Source organism: Alicyclobacillus fastidiosus (genome assembly GCF_026651875.1).
In the GTDB taxonomy this organism is placed as follows: Bacteria; Bacillota; Bacilli; order Alicyclobacillales; family Alicyclobacillaceae; genus Alicyclobacillus; species Alicyclobacillus fastidiosus.
Genome location: NZ_CP104067.1, coordinates 2250589 through 2266248, shown reverse-complemented (window position 1 = coordinate 2266248; position 15660 = coordinate 2250589). Strand labels below are relative to the sequence as shown.

Sequence of the window (15660 nt, the reverse complement as noted above, 5' to 3'; positions counted from 1 at the left end):
GCCCGCCCCCTATGTGCAACTACCACGATTATACGCGTTCGGTCCCCGAACAATTTGACAATTGCCTTCGACGATTAGCGCCCGGTCTGGACGGTCTCTGCAGTGGGCGCGTGGCGCCGGACTTTCCAGGCGGTTTGAAAGGCGCGCAAATTCATCATCAAAACACCACACAAGATGGCTGCGGCGCCGGCGATAGTCCACAGGTAAACGCGTTCGTGGAGTACCAAATGTCCGGCTATAACTGCGATCACGGGCGAAACATACGTCCAGGTGGCCGGAAATAGCGCCCCCACCCGCTTCACCAGTACGAAAAACAGCGAAGATGCGACAAGGGACCCAAGAACGGTCAGGTAGCCAAGCGCAACGAGCCCATCTGACCATACAACAGACTGCGATGAGGTGAATTCCCCCGTTATAGCGGCGAGCAGGAAAAGCGCAAAACCGCCACTAGACAACTGGAACCCGTTCACGACGAACGAAGACGTCCCGTCCTTGAGCAAGCGACCGGAGAGAAGTGCGCCGACGGCGGCCATCATTTGCGAAAGAATCAGTGCAGTCGTGCACAGTGCAAAATGAGCAAAACCTGTGTGTAAACCCGGCCACGCAACCAAGAGTACGCCAAGGAAGCCCACCATCAAGCCGAGCGATTGCAGTCGGGTGAGTCGGACGTTCCCCGTGGCGCGCCCTAGAAGGACCACGAAAAACGGCATCGTTGCGCCCATCAGCGCCGCATAGCCAGAGGAGACGTACTGTTCGCAGACGTACACGATGGCAAACACGCCGGTGGTGTTAAACAGTCCGACCAAAGCCAGGCGGCCAAGCGTCCGCATGGACGTCGGAAATGTGGTCCGATGACGAATCCAGCAGAACACTAACGTGATGGCACCGGCGGTAAAAAACCGAAGTGCGGCGAACAAGAGCGGCGGCATCCCGGCTTCATCGCCAGCGCGAATCGCGAGAAATGTCGTTCCGTAGATGAGACACATCAATCCATATGCCCAAACCAAAGCGCCCACCCCCATCCAATGATTGACCAACTGAGGGATATTTTCTATGATCACCGCTATAACAGTAAAACAGTGACTATAACACCAGCTGGAGGTGGATTCCATGTTCGAGGTGCGGCGAAAGTCGGATGTACCATTGACGGAGCAAATCGTCCGCGAGATTTCCGAGCGCATTCAGACGGGAATGCTGGCTTCCCAGACGCAGTTGCCGTCCGTGCGGGCCCTGGCGGATAGGCTTGGCGTCAGCCTCGTTACGGTGGTGCAAGCTTATCGGTTACTAGAGCAAAGGGGATTCGTCGAGCGAATTCAGGGAAAAGGCACCTATGTGCGAACGCGCACGCCACCACATGAGCCGATTCAGTCAGCCGTGCCACAACAGCGCTTCGATTGGCAGTTACTCCTCGCCGATTACCTGCCGCGGGCGGCAGTGTTCCGCCAGCACACGGAAAGTGTCGATGAGACTCCCTTGAAATTATCGATGGCCGCTCTCTGCCCCTCCCTGTCGGCGTCGTCACTCCCAGTAAATCTCTACACCTCCATCGTGGAAACGCCAGCCATGCTCACCGAATACGGTCCGGTCGAAGGGCTCCCTTCGCTGCGCGCGCGACTTGCGCTTGAATTCCGAGAAGCCGGCCTCTCTGTCGACGTCGAAGAAATCTTCATCACCAACGGCGCACAACAGGCGATTGATATCGTCGCTCGCACCTTCCTCGGTCCTGGCGACGTGGTGGTCGTCGAGGCGCCGACCTACGCTGGAGCGCTCGACGTCTTCCGCGCGTGTGGGGCCAATGTCGTCTCTATTCCCCTGGACAATCAGGGGCTACGAACCGATTTGTTGCTGAAACAGTGCGATATCAAAGCACCGAAACTGATTTATTCGATGCCGGCGTTTCAGAATCCAACCGGCGTCGTCATGAGTCAACAGCGACGGCGCGCACTCCTCGACATCGCTACTAGTTACCAATGCCTTATCCTCGAGGACGATTCTTTTTCCGATTGTTCTTTTGGCGTCCCCGTCCCTCCGCCGTTGCGCGCGGGCGACGACGGTGGTCACGTCGTCTATGTGAGAGGGTTTAGCAAGGTCTTTCTCCCCGGTTGCAGGCTCGCCGCCGTCGTGGCGTCCGGCAGTGTGCGCAACCGGTTAGTCGCCGCTAAATCAGTTTCCGATCTCGGCAGTCCCCTCATCACCCAGCGCCTCGTCGAGCACTGTCTGGTCGATTCACAGCGACATCGCCGGATCGAGACAATAGCCAATGCACTGCGAATCAAACGCGATCTCGCCCTGCAGACACTCGCTCATCACGCTCCGGCCGGGGTGACCTGGAATTGTCCCGAGGGCGGCTACAGTATTTGGGTCACGCTGCCGGATCACGTCAACACCGATGTGCTACTCGTCGAAGCGATGCGCAAAGGCATCTCCTTTCTGCCAGGTTCCGCATGTTATAACGGAGATCTCGTCTACCATCACCTGCGTATCAGCTTCTCGTACCTCGAGGACGACGAACTCGTACGAGCCATTCGCGAACTGTGCGCGTTGATGAGAGAGGCGGTTATGGGCCAGTCCCGCCCCTTCATGCCCGTCATTTGACCAAGTTGTCGTTGTCCTCAAACGCAGGCACAGGGGGGATATACAACCTCCTTTGCCTGCGTTTCGTGCGGCAGGCCGCACACCTGGCGCACATCAACCAAACGTTCGCTTGTTAATCCCGTCGAGATGCATTAACCTAACCACAGATGATTGAAATCGCTTTCTACCGCAGTGGGGGTGCATCCATGAGGTTTCACGAATATGAAGTCGGAACGGTATACGTCACCCCGAAGGTCGTAGTGTCGCTCGAGGAAATTATCGCCTTTGCAGAGCGGTATGATCCTCAATATTTTCACGTTGACGCGGAAAAGGCGAAAAGCGGCCTGTTCAAAGGGATTGTCGCTTCAGGTATGCACTCGGTCGCCCTGCTCAACGCAGAGTGGGTCAAAATGGGCTACTTCGGAGACGACATTCTCGGTGGGCTTGGGATTGAAGTCAGTTGGTCGCGACCTGTCTATCCGGGAGATGAGATCTACGGTGAATTTCAAATCGCAGAAAAGGTGAAAAGCCCTGGTGGCAATACAGGACTTGTCACAGTCCAACTCACCGGCAAGAAATCGGACGACAAACCGTTTTCCCAGGCGTCGATGCGAGTGCTCGTCCGAGTCTAGTTCCGTTGTAGCCGAGAGGTGTTCTGCAGCAACGATGATAACGCTTTCATAATTGTGCTTTCTCGTTCATCTACTGTGTATATGAGGAGGAGACACCGTGGACTTTGAGTTGAGCAAGGAACAAGCGCGAATCCGCGAAGCCGTACGGGCGTTCGCACAGTCAGAAATCGCACCGCAGGCCGCCCTGCTGGACAAAACCGAACGCTTTCCGCTGGAGACGTTTGAGAAAATGGGCAAATTGGGCTTTCTAGGGCTGCCCATTCCGGAGGAATACGGCGGCGCTGGCGCTGATATGGTGAGTTACTGCCTAGCCGTGGAGGAAATTGGCCGGGCCTGCGGCGGGACGGGATTGAGTTACGAGGCGCACATCTCCCTCGCCTGTATGCCAATTCTTCATTTCGGTACAGAAGCCCAGAAGCAAACCTATCTGGTCCCACTCGCGAGCGGAGAGGGGCTGGGGAGTTTTGGTTTGACGGAGAGTACGGCGGGTTCAGATGCGAAGGGAACCCGAACAACCGCTCAACTGGATGGGGACGAGTGGGTGATCAGCGGCAACAAGATCTTTAACACCAACGGAGGGTATGCCAAGACGGTGGTGCTCACGGCCCTGACCGACAAAGCGTCAACAGGCATCAGCGCGTTTATCGTCCCAACCGATACGCCTGGCTTTTCCGTAGGCAAGCCGTACGAAAAGATGGGCATGCGCGCGTCGAACACAGTTGAGCTCATCCTCGAAGGCGTTCGCATCCCCCGCGAGAACCTACTTGGGCCTTTGCACCACGGATTTCGCCAATTTCTATCGACACTCGACAACGGGCGCGTGGCTATCTCGGCGTTGGCCGTGGGCATCGCCCAGGCGGCGTTTGACACAGCCCTCGATTACGCGAAAGGCCGAATCCAATTTGGTCAGTCCATCTCCAAGTTCCAAGCTATCCAGCATAAGCTTGCGGACATGGCCATGCATCTCGATATCGCCCGCACCACCTACCTCAAAGCCGCCTGGCTCTACGACCAAGGGCGCCCATACACCAAGGAGGCAGCGTTCGCCAAGCTGTTCTCGTCAGAGATGTGCACACGCACCTGTAACGATGCCATTCAAATTCTGGGGGGCAATGGGTATATGCAGGAGTTTCCTGTAGAGCGGCATCTGCGGGACGCAAAGTTGATAGAGATTGGAGAAGGTACGTCGGAAATCCAGCGCCTTGTGATCGCACGTCAATTAGGTTGCTAGGCGCAGGCGCACTCAGACATCTGCGGGAAGTTGAGTCGACTTCTCGCTTCGCTGAATCGTTTTTAGGAGGGACCCCCACCCGCTAGGACGAGGGTCTTTCCCCTGCTACTTATCTGCCTCTCGTGGTGATGCTTCATCTCCGATATGGAGTTTGTCTGGCGCTGAGCAATTGCCGTCGCCGCACCGACCGATATGGTACGTTTCATCACCCACCTTGACTAACCGTTAGCCTTGGCCGTCGTACAGGACCTGAAATCTCGCCTCTGTATGCTCTGCCACCTCATCGACGGTCACACCGTCCCGCGTCTCGATGAGCACCATGCCTTGTGGTGTAAAATCGAAAACCCCCAGGTCCGTGATCAGGCGATGGACGACGCGCTGTCCCGTCAAAGGCAGTGAACAGGCGCGTTTGACCTTCGACTCTCCATGCTTGTTCACGTGTTCCATCATGACGACGACGCGCTTGGCGCCCGTGACCAAATCCATCGCGCCGCCCATGCCCTTCACCATCTTTCCAGGAATCATCCAATTGGCGAGATCTCCCTGTTCGGAGACTTCCATACCGCCGAGGATGGCGAGATCGATGTGCCCACCGCGAATCATGGCAAACGATTCGGCACTGTCAAAAAACGATGCCCCCTGCACGGCCGTGACCGTTTCCTTGCCGGCGTTGATCAGGTCCGCATACTCCTGTCCTTCGTACGGATACGGCCCGATGCCAAGAAGTCCATTCTCCGACTGCAGTAAGACGTCCTTTTTGTCGAATGTGTAGTTGGCGAGCAGCGTAGGCATTCCAATGCCGAGATTGACGCACATCCCATCCTCGATTTCCCGCACTGCGCGGGCAATCATCCATTCCCGTCGAATATCCACGTGGCTTCCCCCTTACCGCGCGCGAACCGTTTTCTTTTCGATGCGCTTTTCAAAACGCTCGCCGACCACCAATCGCTGCACAAAGATAGCTGGCGTATGAATATCGTTCGGAGGAAGCTCACCCACGTCTACCATCTCCTCGACTTCCGCAATCGTTGTCTTTCCGGCCATAGCGGCGAGCGGATTAAAGTTGCGAGCCGTGTCGTGGTAGACGAGGTTGCCGAGCGGATCGGCTTTCCACGCCTTCACCAGCGCGAAATCCCCCGTGATAGCCGTCTCCAACAGGTACGGACGGCCGTTGAATACGCGCGTCTCCTTGCCTTCTGCGACGGGCGTGCCGACGCCTGTCGGCGTGTAGAAGGCGGGAATGCCTGCGCCGCCGGATCGGATGCGCTCCGCCAACGTTCCTTGTGGCACGAGTTCCACGTCGAGTTCTCCGGAGAGAAACTGCTGTTCAAAGATTTTATTCTCTCCGACGTATGAGGACACCATTTTCTTAATTTGCTTGTTTTTCAACAGCAGACCGAGGCCAAAATCGTCGACGCCGCAGTTGTTGCTGACGACGGTCAAGTCTTTCGTCCCTTTCGCACACAGCGCTCGGATGGTATTCTCTGGAATTCCACAGAGACCAAACCCGCCGACAATCAGCGTCATGCCATCCTCGATGCCCTCGATGGCCTCCGCAAAAGACTGGACGATCTTCGTACTCGCCACGTGACACACTCCTTTTGATGGACAGGATTTGCCTCAAACTGGATACACCGCGTGTTTCCGACGCGAAAAAGACTGATCTTTGGTTGCATACGCGCGAAAGCGCCAAATCAGCTCGTCACGAAGGTCTTCAGGCTGGACGATCCCATCGACGATGAGCTCCGCCGCCAAGCGGTAGATGTCGATGTCCTGGCGATACTCCTCGCGCTTTTCTTGAACGAATGCCTCGCGTTCGGCCTCTGGCAGAGAGGAGATCTTGTTGCTGTAGACCGCGTTCACCGCTGCCTCCGGGCCCATCACGGCAATCTGCGCAGTCGGCAATGCGAGAACTGCGTCCGGTTCAAAGGCGGGACCCGCCATCGCGTACAGACCTGCGCCGTAGGCCTTCCTGACGATGACGCTCACCTTCGGCACGGTCGCCTCCGACATGGCCGCGATGAGTTTAGCCCCGTGCCGGATGATGCCCGCGCGTTCGACGGCAGTGCCCACCATAAACCCAGGCACGTCGGCGAGGAACAGAAGTGGGATGGAAAACGCGTCACACAACGTGATGAACCGCGCAGCTTTATCTGCCGAGTCTACAAACAGTACGCCGCCCTTGACGCGCGGCTGGTTGGCGATGACGCCGACGACTTGGCCGCACAGGCGCCCAAAGCCTGTGATGATCTCCTTGGCGAACAAGCCCTTGATCTCATACCAGGAGTCTTCGTCAATCAAGCGTTGAATCAAGTCGTACATATTGAAGGCAGCATTTTGGTTGGCTGGGATGATATCTCGTATCGGTTTCGCGAACGCCTTCGGCGCCTTCTCCTCTTCCCGTGGGGGAAGCGCCCTGTAATTCGCGGGCATGTAGCGCAGGTATTTTTGCGCAAGGGCAATGGCTTCCTCTTCGGAGTTCGCCAACACATCGCCACACCCACTGACCGTACAGTGCATGCGTGCGCCACCCATCTCTTCGAGCGTGACTTTCTCCCCTATCACCATCTCCGCCATCCGCGGAGACCCCAAATACATGCTCGCGTTCTTGTCCACCATGATGACAATATCGCAAAACGCCGGGATGTACGCGCCACCCGCCGCGGATGGTCCAAACAAGATGCACACTTGCGGAATCATGCCCGAGAGCCGCACCTGGTTGTAGAAGATGCGCCCGGCGCCGCGACGACCCGGGAACATGTCCACCTGATCCGTGATCCGCGCACCCGCCGAGTCGACCAAGTAGATCAGTGGAATCTGGAGCTTCTCGGCCGTTTCTTGGATTCGAATGATCTTCTCGACGGTCCGCGCTCCCCAACTCCCGGCCTTCACTGTACTGTCGTTGGCCATCACGGCCACATCCTGACCGCCCACGCGACCGATGCCCGTGACGACGCCGTCTGCCGGCAGGCCCTCTGCCAGCGCGTTGGCAAATAATCCGTCTTCGAACGAGATGTCGTCGTCGAACAACAAGCGCAGCCGATCGCGAACAAACAGCTTACCGGCCTCGGCGTTCTTCTCGTGATACTTCGCTGCTCCCCCTTGGAGGATGCGCTGCTTCACCCCATCAAAGCGGTCCTCTGCCATGTTATCGCCCCCTGTAACGTAACGCCCCAGTGGTAGGGCTTTGTGCTCGGTCAACGTCCTCGATAATTGGGTCGCCGCTTTTCAGCAAACGCCTGTAGCCCTTCCACCCTGTCCTGCGTTGGAATCAACGTGTCGTACGCGGCTTGCTCCAACAACAGCCCCGAATGAAGGGCCACATCCATGCCTCCGTCGATCGCCAACTTAGCCTGCCGCACCGCAATCGGTCCATTGGCGGCAATCTCCTGCGCCATCGAAATGGCCGCCGGAATGAGTTGTGGCTGAGCCACGACGGCGTTGGCGAGGCCTATGGCGAGCGCGTTTTGCGCATCGATTCGACGCGCCGTGTAAATCAATTCCTTTGCTTTTCCAATGCCTACCAAGCGCGCGAGGCGTTGCGTCCCACCCGCACCCGGAATGATAGCGAGGCTCGTCTCCGTGAGCCCCATCTTGGCGTTCTCCGAGAGGATGCGAATGTCCGCGGCGAGAGCGAGTTCGGTTCCCCCGCCGAAGGCGACGCCGTTGACGGCAGCGATAACCGGCATCGGCAAAGTTGCCACTCCCTCGACAGCTCGACGAATCCTATCGACTGCAAACCGCACCTGCGCTTTCGGAATCCCCTGCCGCTCTTTCAAATCTGCACCCGCACAAAACGCCTTTTCACCACTCCCCGTCACAATGACCACCCGCGCGTCACTGTTGCGGAGATCCTCCACATGGCCGATGAACGCCTCGAGGAGTGCCGTGGATAAGGCATTGGCGGCTTCTTCTCGATTCAACTGTAGAATGACGATCCCGGGGTCGCGTTCGCTTCTCAGAACCAGCGAATCCATGCCAGCACGCTCCTTTTGCCTTCGCTTTCCGCTACTGGATGGCGAGATGCCATCACTGCCCTAGGCTGAGCCCGACGCTTTGCGGGCGATGCTTCGCGCATGACTCGGCAGCGGTTTCTGCATCACGCTTTCGAACCAAGCGGCCGTCTCAGCCAACTTCCCCTCGTCGACGCAAGTCTCGTACCCCATTTGCGTGAGAAAGTAGAGCAAGTCGTCCGTGGCCAGGTTCCCGGAGGCGCCCGGCGCGTAGGGACAGCCCCCGAGTCCTCCAAGCGATCCGTCAAAACACGTCACACCGGCCTGCAGCCCAGCCAACACGTTGGCCATCGCCGTCCCCCTGGTGTCGTGTAAGTGTAACGAGATGCGGGAGATCGGCAGGACCTTTGCGAGTCCCGCCAGCAATCCGGTGACCTGTGTAGGAACGGCCACGCCGATGGTGTCCCCCAAGGAGATCTCGTCGACGCCGAGGTCGACGAGCCTTTTCACCACGTCCATCACCTGCTCCGCTGGGACTCGCCCTTCATACGGGCAGCCAAACGCGGTGGAGACGTAACCGCGAACAGGTAGGTGCTCTGTATGGGCCAAATCGATGACGGGACGTAAGGCGGAAAACGTCTCCTCGATGCTCTTGTTAACGTTTTTTCGATTGTGCGTCTCGCTCGCCGACATGAACACGTGGGCGGCGTCGATACCACACCTTAGGGCGCGTTCCATACCTCGGACATTCGGAATCAACGCGCTGTACTCGACGCCCGGACGGCGGTGAATGCCGGCAAATACCTCCTGTGCGTCCGCGAGCTGGGGAATCCATTTGGGCGCCACGAACGAACTGACTTCAATGCGCCGGAAGCCGGCGTCTGCGAGCCGATCGACAAACGCCACCTTGTCTTGTGTCGACACCGTGTGCGCTTCGTTCTGCAACCCGTCCCGCGGGCCCACCTCGACTACAGAGACTCTTTTGTGCTCCACGTAGACCGCCCCCAGCACTATTCGACCTCGAGCAGAACGTCGCCCTCGTTGACAAAATCACCCGGCTGCACGTGGATGGCCGCCACCCTGCCGGCGCTCGTCGACGACACGGGGACTTCCATCTTCATCGACTCGAGGACGACGACGTCCTGTCCGTCAAAAACCTGATCCCCTTCCACCACGAGCACTTGATACACGGTGCCTGCCATATCCGCTACTACTTGTGCCATCTCATAGTCACCTCTTCACCGTTCTATGGCCTCTTATGTCCGAGGCGCTACTTTGATGCCTGAAGATTTGCGATGAAATCGGTCGTGGTCTCGCCTTTGAAAAACGCCGCTGAGGTCGCAATCTCGCGCAACAAAGGCAAATTTGTCTTGATGCCCTCAATGCGATATGCAGAAAGCGCCTCACTCAACTTTTTGATAGCGTTTTCACGACTGTCCGCGTGAATGATCAGTTTGCCGATCATCGGATCGTAAAACGGCGTGATGGTCGCAGGACCTTCCACGGATACGTCGTTGCGCACCCCTTCGCCGACAGGGAGTGTGAGTGCCGTGATGGTTCCCGGCGACGGCAGCATGCGAACCGGATCTTCGGCGTAGAGCCGAGCCTCAATGGCGTGTCCGCTGCACTGAAGTTGTGACTGCGTGAAGCCGAGTGCCTCGCCGTGTGCGATGCGGAGCTGCCACTCGACGAGATCGAGTCCGGTCACCATTTCGGTGACTGGGTGTTCGACCTGAAGTCGCGTATTCATCTCGAGAAAGTAGAAGTTGCGGTTGGCATCGACTAAAAATTCCACAGTTCCTGCATTGCGATAGCCAATCGCCCGCCCGGCCGACAATGCGGCTTCTCCCATCGCTTCGCGCAATTCTTCGGTCAAAAAGGTGGATGGAGCCTCTTCGATCACCTTCTGATTCCGGCGCTGGATAGAGCACTCGCGCTCAAACAGGTACACACCGTTCCCGTGCGCATCAAACAGCAACTGGATCTCGACGTGACGTGGACTTGCGACGTACTTCTCGAGAAACATCTCCCCACTGCCGAAATAGGACTCTGCTCGCGCTTGGTTTGACGTGAATGCCCGCTCTAGCTCCTCGGGAGTGTGGACAAGTTGCATACCGATGCCCCCGCCGCCACTCGACGCCTTTACCATGACCGGGTAACCGATGTCGTCCGCGACTCGTCGGGCCTCTTCCACGCTCGCCACGGCGCCTAGCGAGCCTGGCACCGTCGGCACGCCCGCCTGTGCCATCAGCATGCGCGCGTTGACCTTGCTGCCCATCGCTTCGATGGCATCCGACGTCGGACCGATAAATGTCAGCCCTGCGGCTTCGACAAGCCGCGCGAACGCCGGATTCTCGCTCAGGAGGCCATACCCTGGATGAACGGCGTCGGCGCCCGCGTCCACCGCGGCTCGGACAATCGCCTCTGCCTGCAAGTAGCTCTTGGCGACGGGAGGCGGGCCGATACGGACTGCTTCATCCGCCTCGCGAACGTGGGTTGCGTCGGCGTCGGCATCGGAATAGATAGCGACAGTAGAAATATTAAAGCGCTTACATGAACGGATGATTCGGCGCGCAATCTCGCCCCGGTTGGCAATCAGGACCTTTTGAAACACGGCTCCCCACCCCCAGATTCACACCGATCATATCAATTTGAACACACTTCTGTAAAATGTTCGAAAATACAAAAAACGAACAGAGAACCGTCGGTCGCGTCTCGAGCACGGGGAACCCTCCCCGCGCTCGTTCGTCCTTCTTCACGCGCCCTCGAGCGCCAGTTGAAGCGATTCACGCGCCTCGCGAACTTGCGCATCGTCGTGGATGTCGTAGGCGTAAATGAGAATGTAGAGACTGGTGTATACCGCCCGAAAGCGCGCGAGGGCACGCGTCTGGTCATCTATCTCGCCGTACACCGATTGAAACAAAGCGCGACCTTCCTCCGGCACGTAGCTGTACATGATGGCCAGGTCGACCGCTGGATGGCCGATGTGTACGTCCCCCCAGTCGATCACGCCCTGAAGTCGCCCCTCCCCATCGACCAAGAAGTTGCGAAAATTGAGGTCGCCGTGGACCACGCACTCTCTGTGCTCGACGTCCGCAGAGCACGGGATCGCCTCCACTAGCCTTTGCAGTGGTGCCGCATCCTGAATCAGCCCCTGCTCGACCGCCTCTTTCGCGTAATCTTGGAATTGAGGGATGCGCTTGTCGAGGTTCATGCGCCCAATTATGTCAGACGATGCGCCAAAGGCCTGCGCGTCCTCTACTGAAATGTCGTGAAGTCCCCGGAGGAACGCCGCGAACTCCGCCGCGTGCTTCGCTCTCATCGCCCTCGTTGGCGCACATTCGTGAACGGGGTTCCCGCGAAGTCTCTCGTATCCCGCGAACGGATGCGGATAAAGCTCGCTTGGTTCACCGATAAACAGCGGGTTGGACACAGGCACGGACAATCGCTTCGCGATCTGCGGGAGACAGCGCAATTCCTCTTCGAGACACAAGACGCCGAGTTTTCTTCGTGGAAACCGGAACACCAGGTGGTCATTGACGAGAAAGACGTGGTTGTCCCAACCTTGGCCGGCGTGCTCGACGGCGGCAGGTGCGAGTTGTGGAAACTGACGTTCAATAAGTTCCTTGGCCACTTCGGTCGACACGGCGATTTCCTCAGACCATTGCCGGCTCAAGCCGATTCCCCCATTCGTTTGATTCGCAACGGGGCTACGCCCATTCACGTGAAAAAATTAGTGATGGTCTGCAGCTATCCATGATAGGATCAAACATGCTGAACTGGTGCATGTATACATATCCCCGGGCTGAAGGAGCGGTGACGATGGAATATCAAATTCACGGTAGCACCATGCAGACGTTGGAGGTCAGGTTGTCCCCAGGGGACCGCTTATTTTCGGAGACAGGATGCCTTTTGAGCATGACCCCAGGAACGAACATGGAAACACACGCCCCAGGTGGGCTCGGCGGCATGCTTCGCCGCGCGTTTAGCGGCAATAGTATCATGCTGAATTACTTTGAGGCAACGCACGACGTCCAGACAGTCCGCTTCACGACGCGCATGCCAGGACACATTCTCGCCATCCCCCTGCGTCAATACGGTCGGATGATCGTTCAGCGGCACGCATTCTTGTGCGCCGAGGACTCGGTTGATTTCGGGGTGGAAGCGACCTTGAACATCGGCCGCTTTTTGGGTGGAAACGGCCTCGTCTTCACCTATCTCGAAGGTGAAGGCACAGGCTTTATCTCCGTCGATGGCGAGGTCGTCCATCAGGATTTGGCGCGCGGGGAAGGTATTTTGGTCCATCCAGGCCACATCGCGGCCTTCACGGGGGACGTCGATTATCGGGTGCAGCGGATGCAGGGCGTGACCAACATGTTTTTCGGTGGAGACGGGTTGTATCTCGTACGATTGACCGGTCCAGGAAGGGTGTGGCTGCACTCCGTGACCATCCACAACCTCGCCCACGTCCTCGGCGACTACATGAGATCGGGAAGAGAATAACATGGGGCGTACCACCGTCATCCTCATCCGTCACGCACCGACACACCAAAACGACACGTATGTCATGTTGGGGCGAACGGACCCGTCGCTTCACGCACGGGGATCTCTTCTGGCGCAATCGCTCGCCGACGCGCTCATCGGGATACCCTTTGACGTCGTGATGACGAGTCCCCTGTTGCGCGCGAGAGAGACCGCAAAGCGTATCCTGCGCGGACGGCAAGCGGATTCGCTGGTCATCGACGCGCGACTCTCCGAGCTAGACCTGGGCGTCGTCGACGGAATGTCTTCGTTCACCGCCTATGAGCGCTACAAGGCGCAGTTTGACGCCGCGCTTGACCCGAATTCCACCGATTTTTCGTTTCCCCAAGGCGAGCGGTGGTCGGATGCGGTGATGCGCATGAACGCGGTGCTAAAAGATGTGCAATCTCGCCACGATCGACAAACGGTCTGTATGGTGACACACGGGGCGTTGCTGGGGCTTTGGAAATCACAGCACCTCGGTGAACCACTTGGTCATTTCCGACTCCATCAGCCCAAACACGCCAGCTTTTCCGTTCTGCAGCACACGGGGGACAACTGGAGTATCGTGCGGTGGGGCGACACGGCACACTTGCAATCAGACGTGCGCTAACTGAGGGAGATGGCCACGAAGTAGAGGACCCACTCCATCAACTCAGCCAAGGCGCCGTAGGTGTCGCCGGTCATCCCGCCAAATCGGCGACAAAATGCGTTCGTAGTGAGGTACAGGACGACCGCAAAGGCCACAAACAACCCAAGCACTAAAACCCATGGCATCGTCGCTAAGGCACACGCAAAAACTCCCGCCGTCAGCGCGACGATGGGGGTCAACCGCACGCGCTTGGCGAACATCGCCCCAAGGCCTCCGGGTCTGGCGGCCGGAGCGAGGCGCATGGCCCACAACATCGCCAGGCGGCTAAGCGCAGGGACGAACAGAAACACCCACACCGCTGGCGTCGGCAGCGCGGACATCGCAATCCATTTGCCCGCGAGCAACAAGACGGCGGCGATGGCGCCCATCGCCCCGACGCGACTGTCCTTCATAATCGCCAAGGCTTCCTCGCGGGGCTTGCGACTCCCCACTGCGTCGGCAGTGTCCATGAGGCCATCCACGTGCAAGGCACCGGTGGCCAAGGTGGAGAGCGTGAGCGCGACGAACGTCGCCGCAGAAAGGGGCATGACCATCGCGAGAAGCCATCGGACCACGGCGAGGATAGCGCCTAGGAAGACGCCTACAATCGGTAGGAAGTAGGCGCTGCGGACGACGTCTTTATCGGTTGGCGCAGCGATAACTGGCGCCGGAATGATGGTGAAAAATTGCCACGCACAAACGAGTGAGCGGTACATTTGACGCATCTCGTTCCCCTTTCGAAATGGCCGACCTAAAAGTCCCAAGCGCTCCCCGGGAGCTGTTTCAAATCGATTGCGACTCCACTCACCACCAAGTACACGCTGTCGGCGACTTTGGCGACTGCTTGGTTCAACCATCCGAGCCAGTCCCGATACTGTCGGCTAAGTTTATCGGCCGGCACGAGGCCGAGCCCCAACTCATTGGAGACGAGCACGACGTCCAACTCCGTGCTCGACAAGCAAGTGATGAGCCGGTGCGTCAAATCCTTGAACACATCCTCTGTCAACTTCAAGTCGTACATCCAGTTGTTGAGGAGGAGCGAGAGACAATCGATGAGATACACGTCGTGACGCCGTTCCTCGAGTACCTTCACGACGTCGAGCCGCTCCTCGACGGTCACCCATTCAACCGGTCGCTCGCGCCGATGGCGTTCTATGCGCTCCACCATCTCGTCGTCGACCGCAGGCGCCGTCGCGACAAAGATGACGTTCTTCCCCTCGCCCAATTTGGTGGCGAGATGTTGTGCAAACCGACTTTTGCCACTGCGGGCCCCACCCGTCACAAAGAAAACCGTCATTCGCGACGTCCCCCCACTAGTCGCTCGCCAAGCGGAACAAGCGGTCCCTCCTCGGCGGAGGATAGGCTTAGACGAGCGTGTTGTTGTACAGGATCGAGAAAGATGGTCGCCTCGACGCCAAACACGTCGCGAACCATCGCCGAAGTAAACACTTGTCCTGTCTCCCCTTGCGCATAGAGCTGTCCGTCCGAGATGACGAGCAACTCGTCGCAAAACCGCAAGGCAAACTCCAGATGGTGAATGGCGATGAGAATGAGATGCCCACGGCTCGCGAGGCGGGTCAACTGCGTCATAATGTCCAACTGATAGTAGATGTCGAGGTTCGAGATAGGTTCGTCAAGCAGCATCACACGACTTTCCTGAGCGAGGCAACGGGCGATCCCCGCTCGTTGGCGCTCGCCGCCGGACACCCGCTGTAAAGGGGCGTCCTGGAGCGCCTGCAGCCCCATCTGGTCAAGGGCCTGCTGCACCTGGTCGACGTCGGCAACGCGCCTCGCCCCCGCCCACAGCCGCCCGTGGCTGTAGCGCCCCATTTCGACAAACTCGCGGATGGTGTATGGAATGTCTTCCGCCAGGCTCTGTGGCAAATACGCGACGCGCTGTGCCCGTCGGCGCGGCGACAGCCGGTGAATGTCTGCACCGTCGACGCAAACCGCCCCGCCAGTCGGCGGCAAGAGCCCGGCGATAGTGCGCAGCAAGGTCGACTTTCCCGCCCCGTTCGGCCCGATGAGGCCGACGACTCGCCCCGCTTCAAATGAGGCCGTCACATCAGACAAAATAGGCGATTGCGCGACTGATTCGAGCGTCAACATCGGCATGCC

Annotated in this window: 17 protein-coding genes; 5 read left to right on the top strand and 12 right to left on the bottom strand. The window is 58.3% G+C overall.

Features of this window, described 5'->3' with window-relative positions:
• Positions 1-74 precede the first annotated feature (74 nt).
• Positions 75-1007, bottom strand: coding sequence for a DMT family transporter (locus NZD89_RS11275; RefSeq protein WP_268007817.1), 933 nt, complete (start codon positions 1005-1007; stop codon positions 75-77).
• A gap of 103 nt (positions 1008-1110) precedes the next feature.
• Between NZD89_RS11275 and NZD89_RS11270 the strand changes: the two genes are divergently transcribed.
• From NZD89_RS11270 to NZD89_RS11260, 3 genes are all read left to right on the top strand, one after another.
• Positions 1111-2595, top strand: a complete 1485-nt coding sequence (locus NZD89_RS11270; RefSeq protein ID WP_268007816.1) for an aminotransferase-like domain-containing protein — start codon at positions 1111-1113, stop codon at positions 2593-2595.
• Positions 2596-2780: 185 nt separating this feature from the next.
• Positions 2781-3206 (top strand): MaoC/PaaZ C-terminal domain-containing protein, encoded by a 426-nt coding sequence (locus NZD89_RS11265; RefSeq protein WP_268007815.1) that lies wholly within the window; start codon positions 2781-2783, stop codon positions 3204-3206.
• Between the two features lie 97 nt (positions 3207-3303).
• Entirely contained in the window at positions 3304-4437 is a 1134-nt protein-coding gene (locus NZD89_RS11260) for an acyl-CoA dehydrogenase family protein (RefSeq protein ID WP_268007814.1), read from the top strand.
• Positions 4438-4662: 225 nt separating this feature from the next.
• On the opposite strand, the gene NZD89_RS11255 is transcribed toward NZD89_RS11260, so the two are convergent.
• The 8 genes from NZD89_RS11255 to NZD89_RS11220 all read right to left on the bottom strand — a co-directional run bounded on the left by NZD89_RS11255 (position 4663) and on the right by NZD89_RS11220 (position 12066).
• Positions 4663-5289, bottom strand: coding sequence for a 3-oxoacid CoA-transferase subunit B (locus tag NZD89_RS11255; protein WP_431308712.1), 627 nt, complete (start codon positions 5287-5289; stop codon positions 4663-4665).
• Between the two features lie 33 nt (positions 5290-5322).
• Positions 5323-6024, bottom strand: coding sequence for a CoA transferase subunit A (locus NZD89_RS11250; protein ID WP_268007812.1), 702 nt, complete (start codon positions 6022-6024; stop codon positions 5323-5325).
• Positions 6025-6057: 33 nt separating this feature from the next.
• The gene (locus tag NZD89_RS11245) at positions 6058-7584 is read right to left on the bottom strand and encodes an acyl-CoA carboxylase subunit beta (protein WP_268007811.1); all 1527 of its coding nucleotides are present in this window, start codon (positions 7582-7584) and stop codon (positions 6058-6060) included.
• A gap of 50 nt (positions 7585-7634) precedes the next feature.
• The gene (locus NZD89_RS11240) at positions 7635-8414 is read right to left on the bottom strand and encodes an enoyl-CoA hydratase-related protein (RefSeq protein ID WP_268007810.1); all 780 of its coding nucleotides are present in this window, start codon (positions 8412-8414) and stop codon (positions 7635-7637) included.
• A 60-nt stretch (positions 8415-8474) separates the two neighbouring features.
• On the bottom strand, positions 8475-9383 hold the full coding sequence (locus NZD89_RS11235; RefSeq protein ID WP_268007809.1) for a hydroxymethylglutaryl-CoA lyase: 909 nt from the start codon (positions 9381-9383) through the stop codon (positions 8475-8477).
• A gap of 17 nt (positions 9384-9400) precedes the next feature.
• Positions 9401-9613, bottom strand: a complete 213-nt coding sequence (locus NZD89_RS11230; RefSeq protein WP_268007808.1) for an acetyl-CoA carboxylase biotin carboxyl carrier protein subunit — start codon at positions 9611-9613, stop codon at positions 9401-9403.
• A gap of 47 nt (positions 9614-9660) precedes the next feature.
• Entirely contained in the window at positions 9661-11004 is a 1344-nt protein-coding gene (locus NZD89_RS11225) for an acetyl-CoA carboxylase biotin carboxylase subunit (RefSeq protein ID WP_268007807.1), read from the bottom strand.
• 141 nt (positions 11005-11145) lie between these two features.
• Positions 11146-12066 carry a phosphotransferase gene (locus tag NZD89_RS11220; protein ID WP_268007806.1) on the bottom strand — a complete coding sequence of 307 codons (921 nt, stop codon included), beginning with the start codon at positions 12064-12066 and terminating at the stop codon, positions 11146-11148.
• A gap of 146 nt (positions 12067-12212) precedes the next feature.
• On the opposite strand from NZD89_RS11220, the gene NZD89_RS11215 reads away from it, so the two are divergent.
• Both NZD89_RS11215 and NZD89_RS11210 read left to right on the top strand, forming a co-directional pair.
• The gene (locus NZD89_RS11215; protein WP_268007805.1) at positions 12213-12893 is read left to right on the top strand and encodes a TIGR00266 family protein; all 681 of its coding nucleotides are present in this window, start codon (positions 12213-12215) and stop codon (positions 12891-12893) included.
• Between the two features lies 1 nt (position 12894).
• Positions 12895-13524: a histidine phosphatase family protein gene (locus NZD89_RS11210; RefSeq protein WP_268007804.1), complete on the top strand. Its 630-nt coding sequence runs from the start codon at positions 12895-12897 to the stop codon at positions 13522-13524.
• On the opposite strand, the gene cobS is transcribed toward NZD89_RS11210, so the two are convergent.
• Genes cobS through NZD89_RS11195 form a run of 3 tightly spaced genes read right to left on the bottom strand, consistent with a single transcriptional unit; the run spans position 13521 to position 15657 of the window.
• Positions 13521-14267 (bottom strand): adenosylcobinamide-GDP ribazoletransferase, encoded by a 747-nt coding sequence (gene cobS / locus NZD89_RS11205; RefSeq protein WP_268007803.1) that lies wholly within the window; start codon positions 14265-14267, stop codon positions 13521-13523. The two genes, NZD89_RS11210 and cobS, sit on opposite strands and share 4 nt — an antisense overlap.
• 26 nt (positions 14268-14293) lie before the next feature.
• Positions 14294-14839, bottom strand: coding sequence for a bifunctional adenosylcobinamide kinase/adenosylcobinamide-phosphate guanylyltransferase (gene cobU, locus NZD89_RS11200; protein ID WP_268007802.1), 546 nt, complete (start codon positions 14837-14839; stop codon positions 14294-14296).
• Positions 14836-15657, bottom strand: coding sequence for an ABC transporter ATP-binding protein (locus tag NZD89_RS11195; protein WP_268007801.1), 822 nt, complete (start codon positions 15655-15657; stop codon positions 14836-14838). The genes cobU and NZD89_RS11195 overlap by 4 nt, the downstream gene beginning before the upstream one ends.
• Positions 15658-15660: the final 3 nt, after the last annotated feature.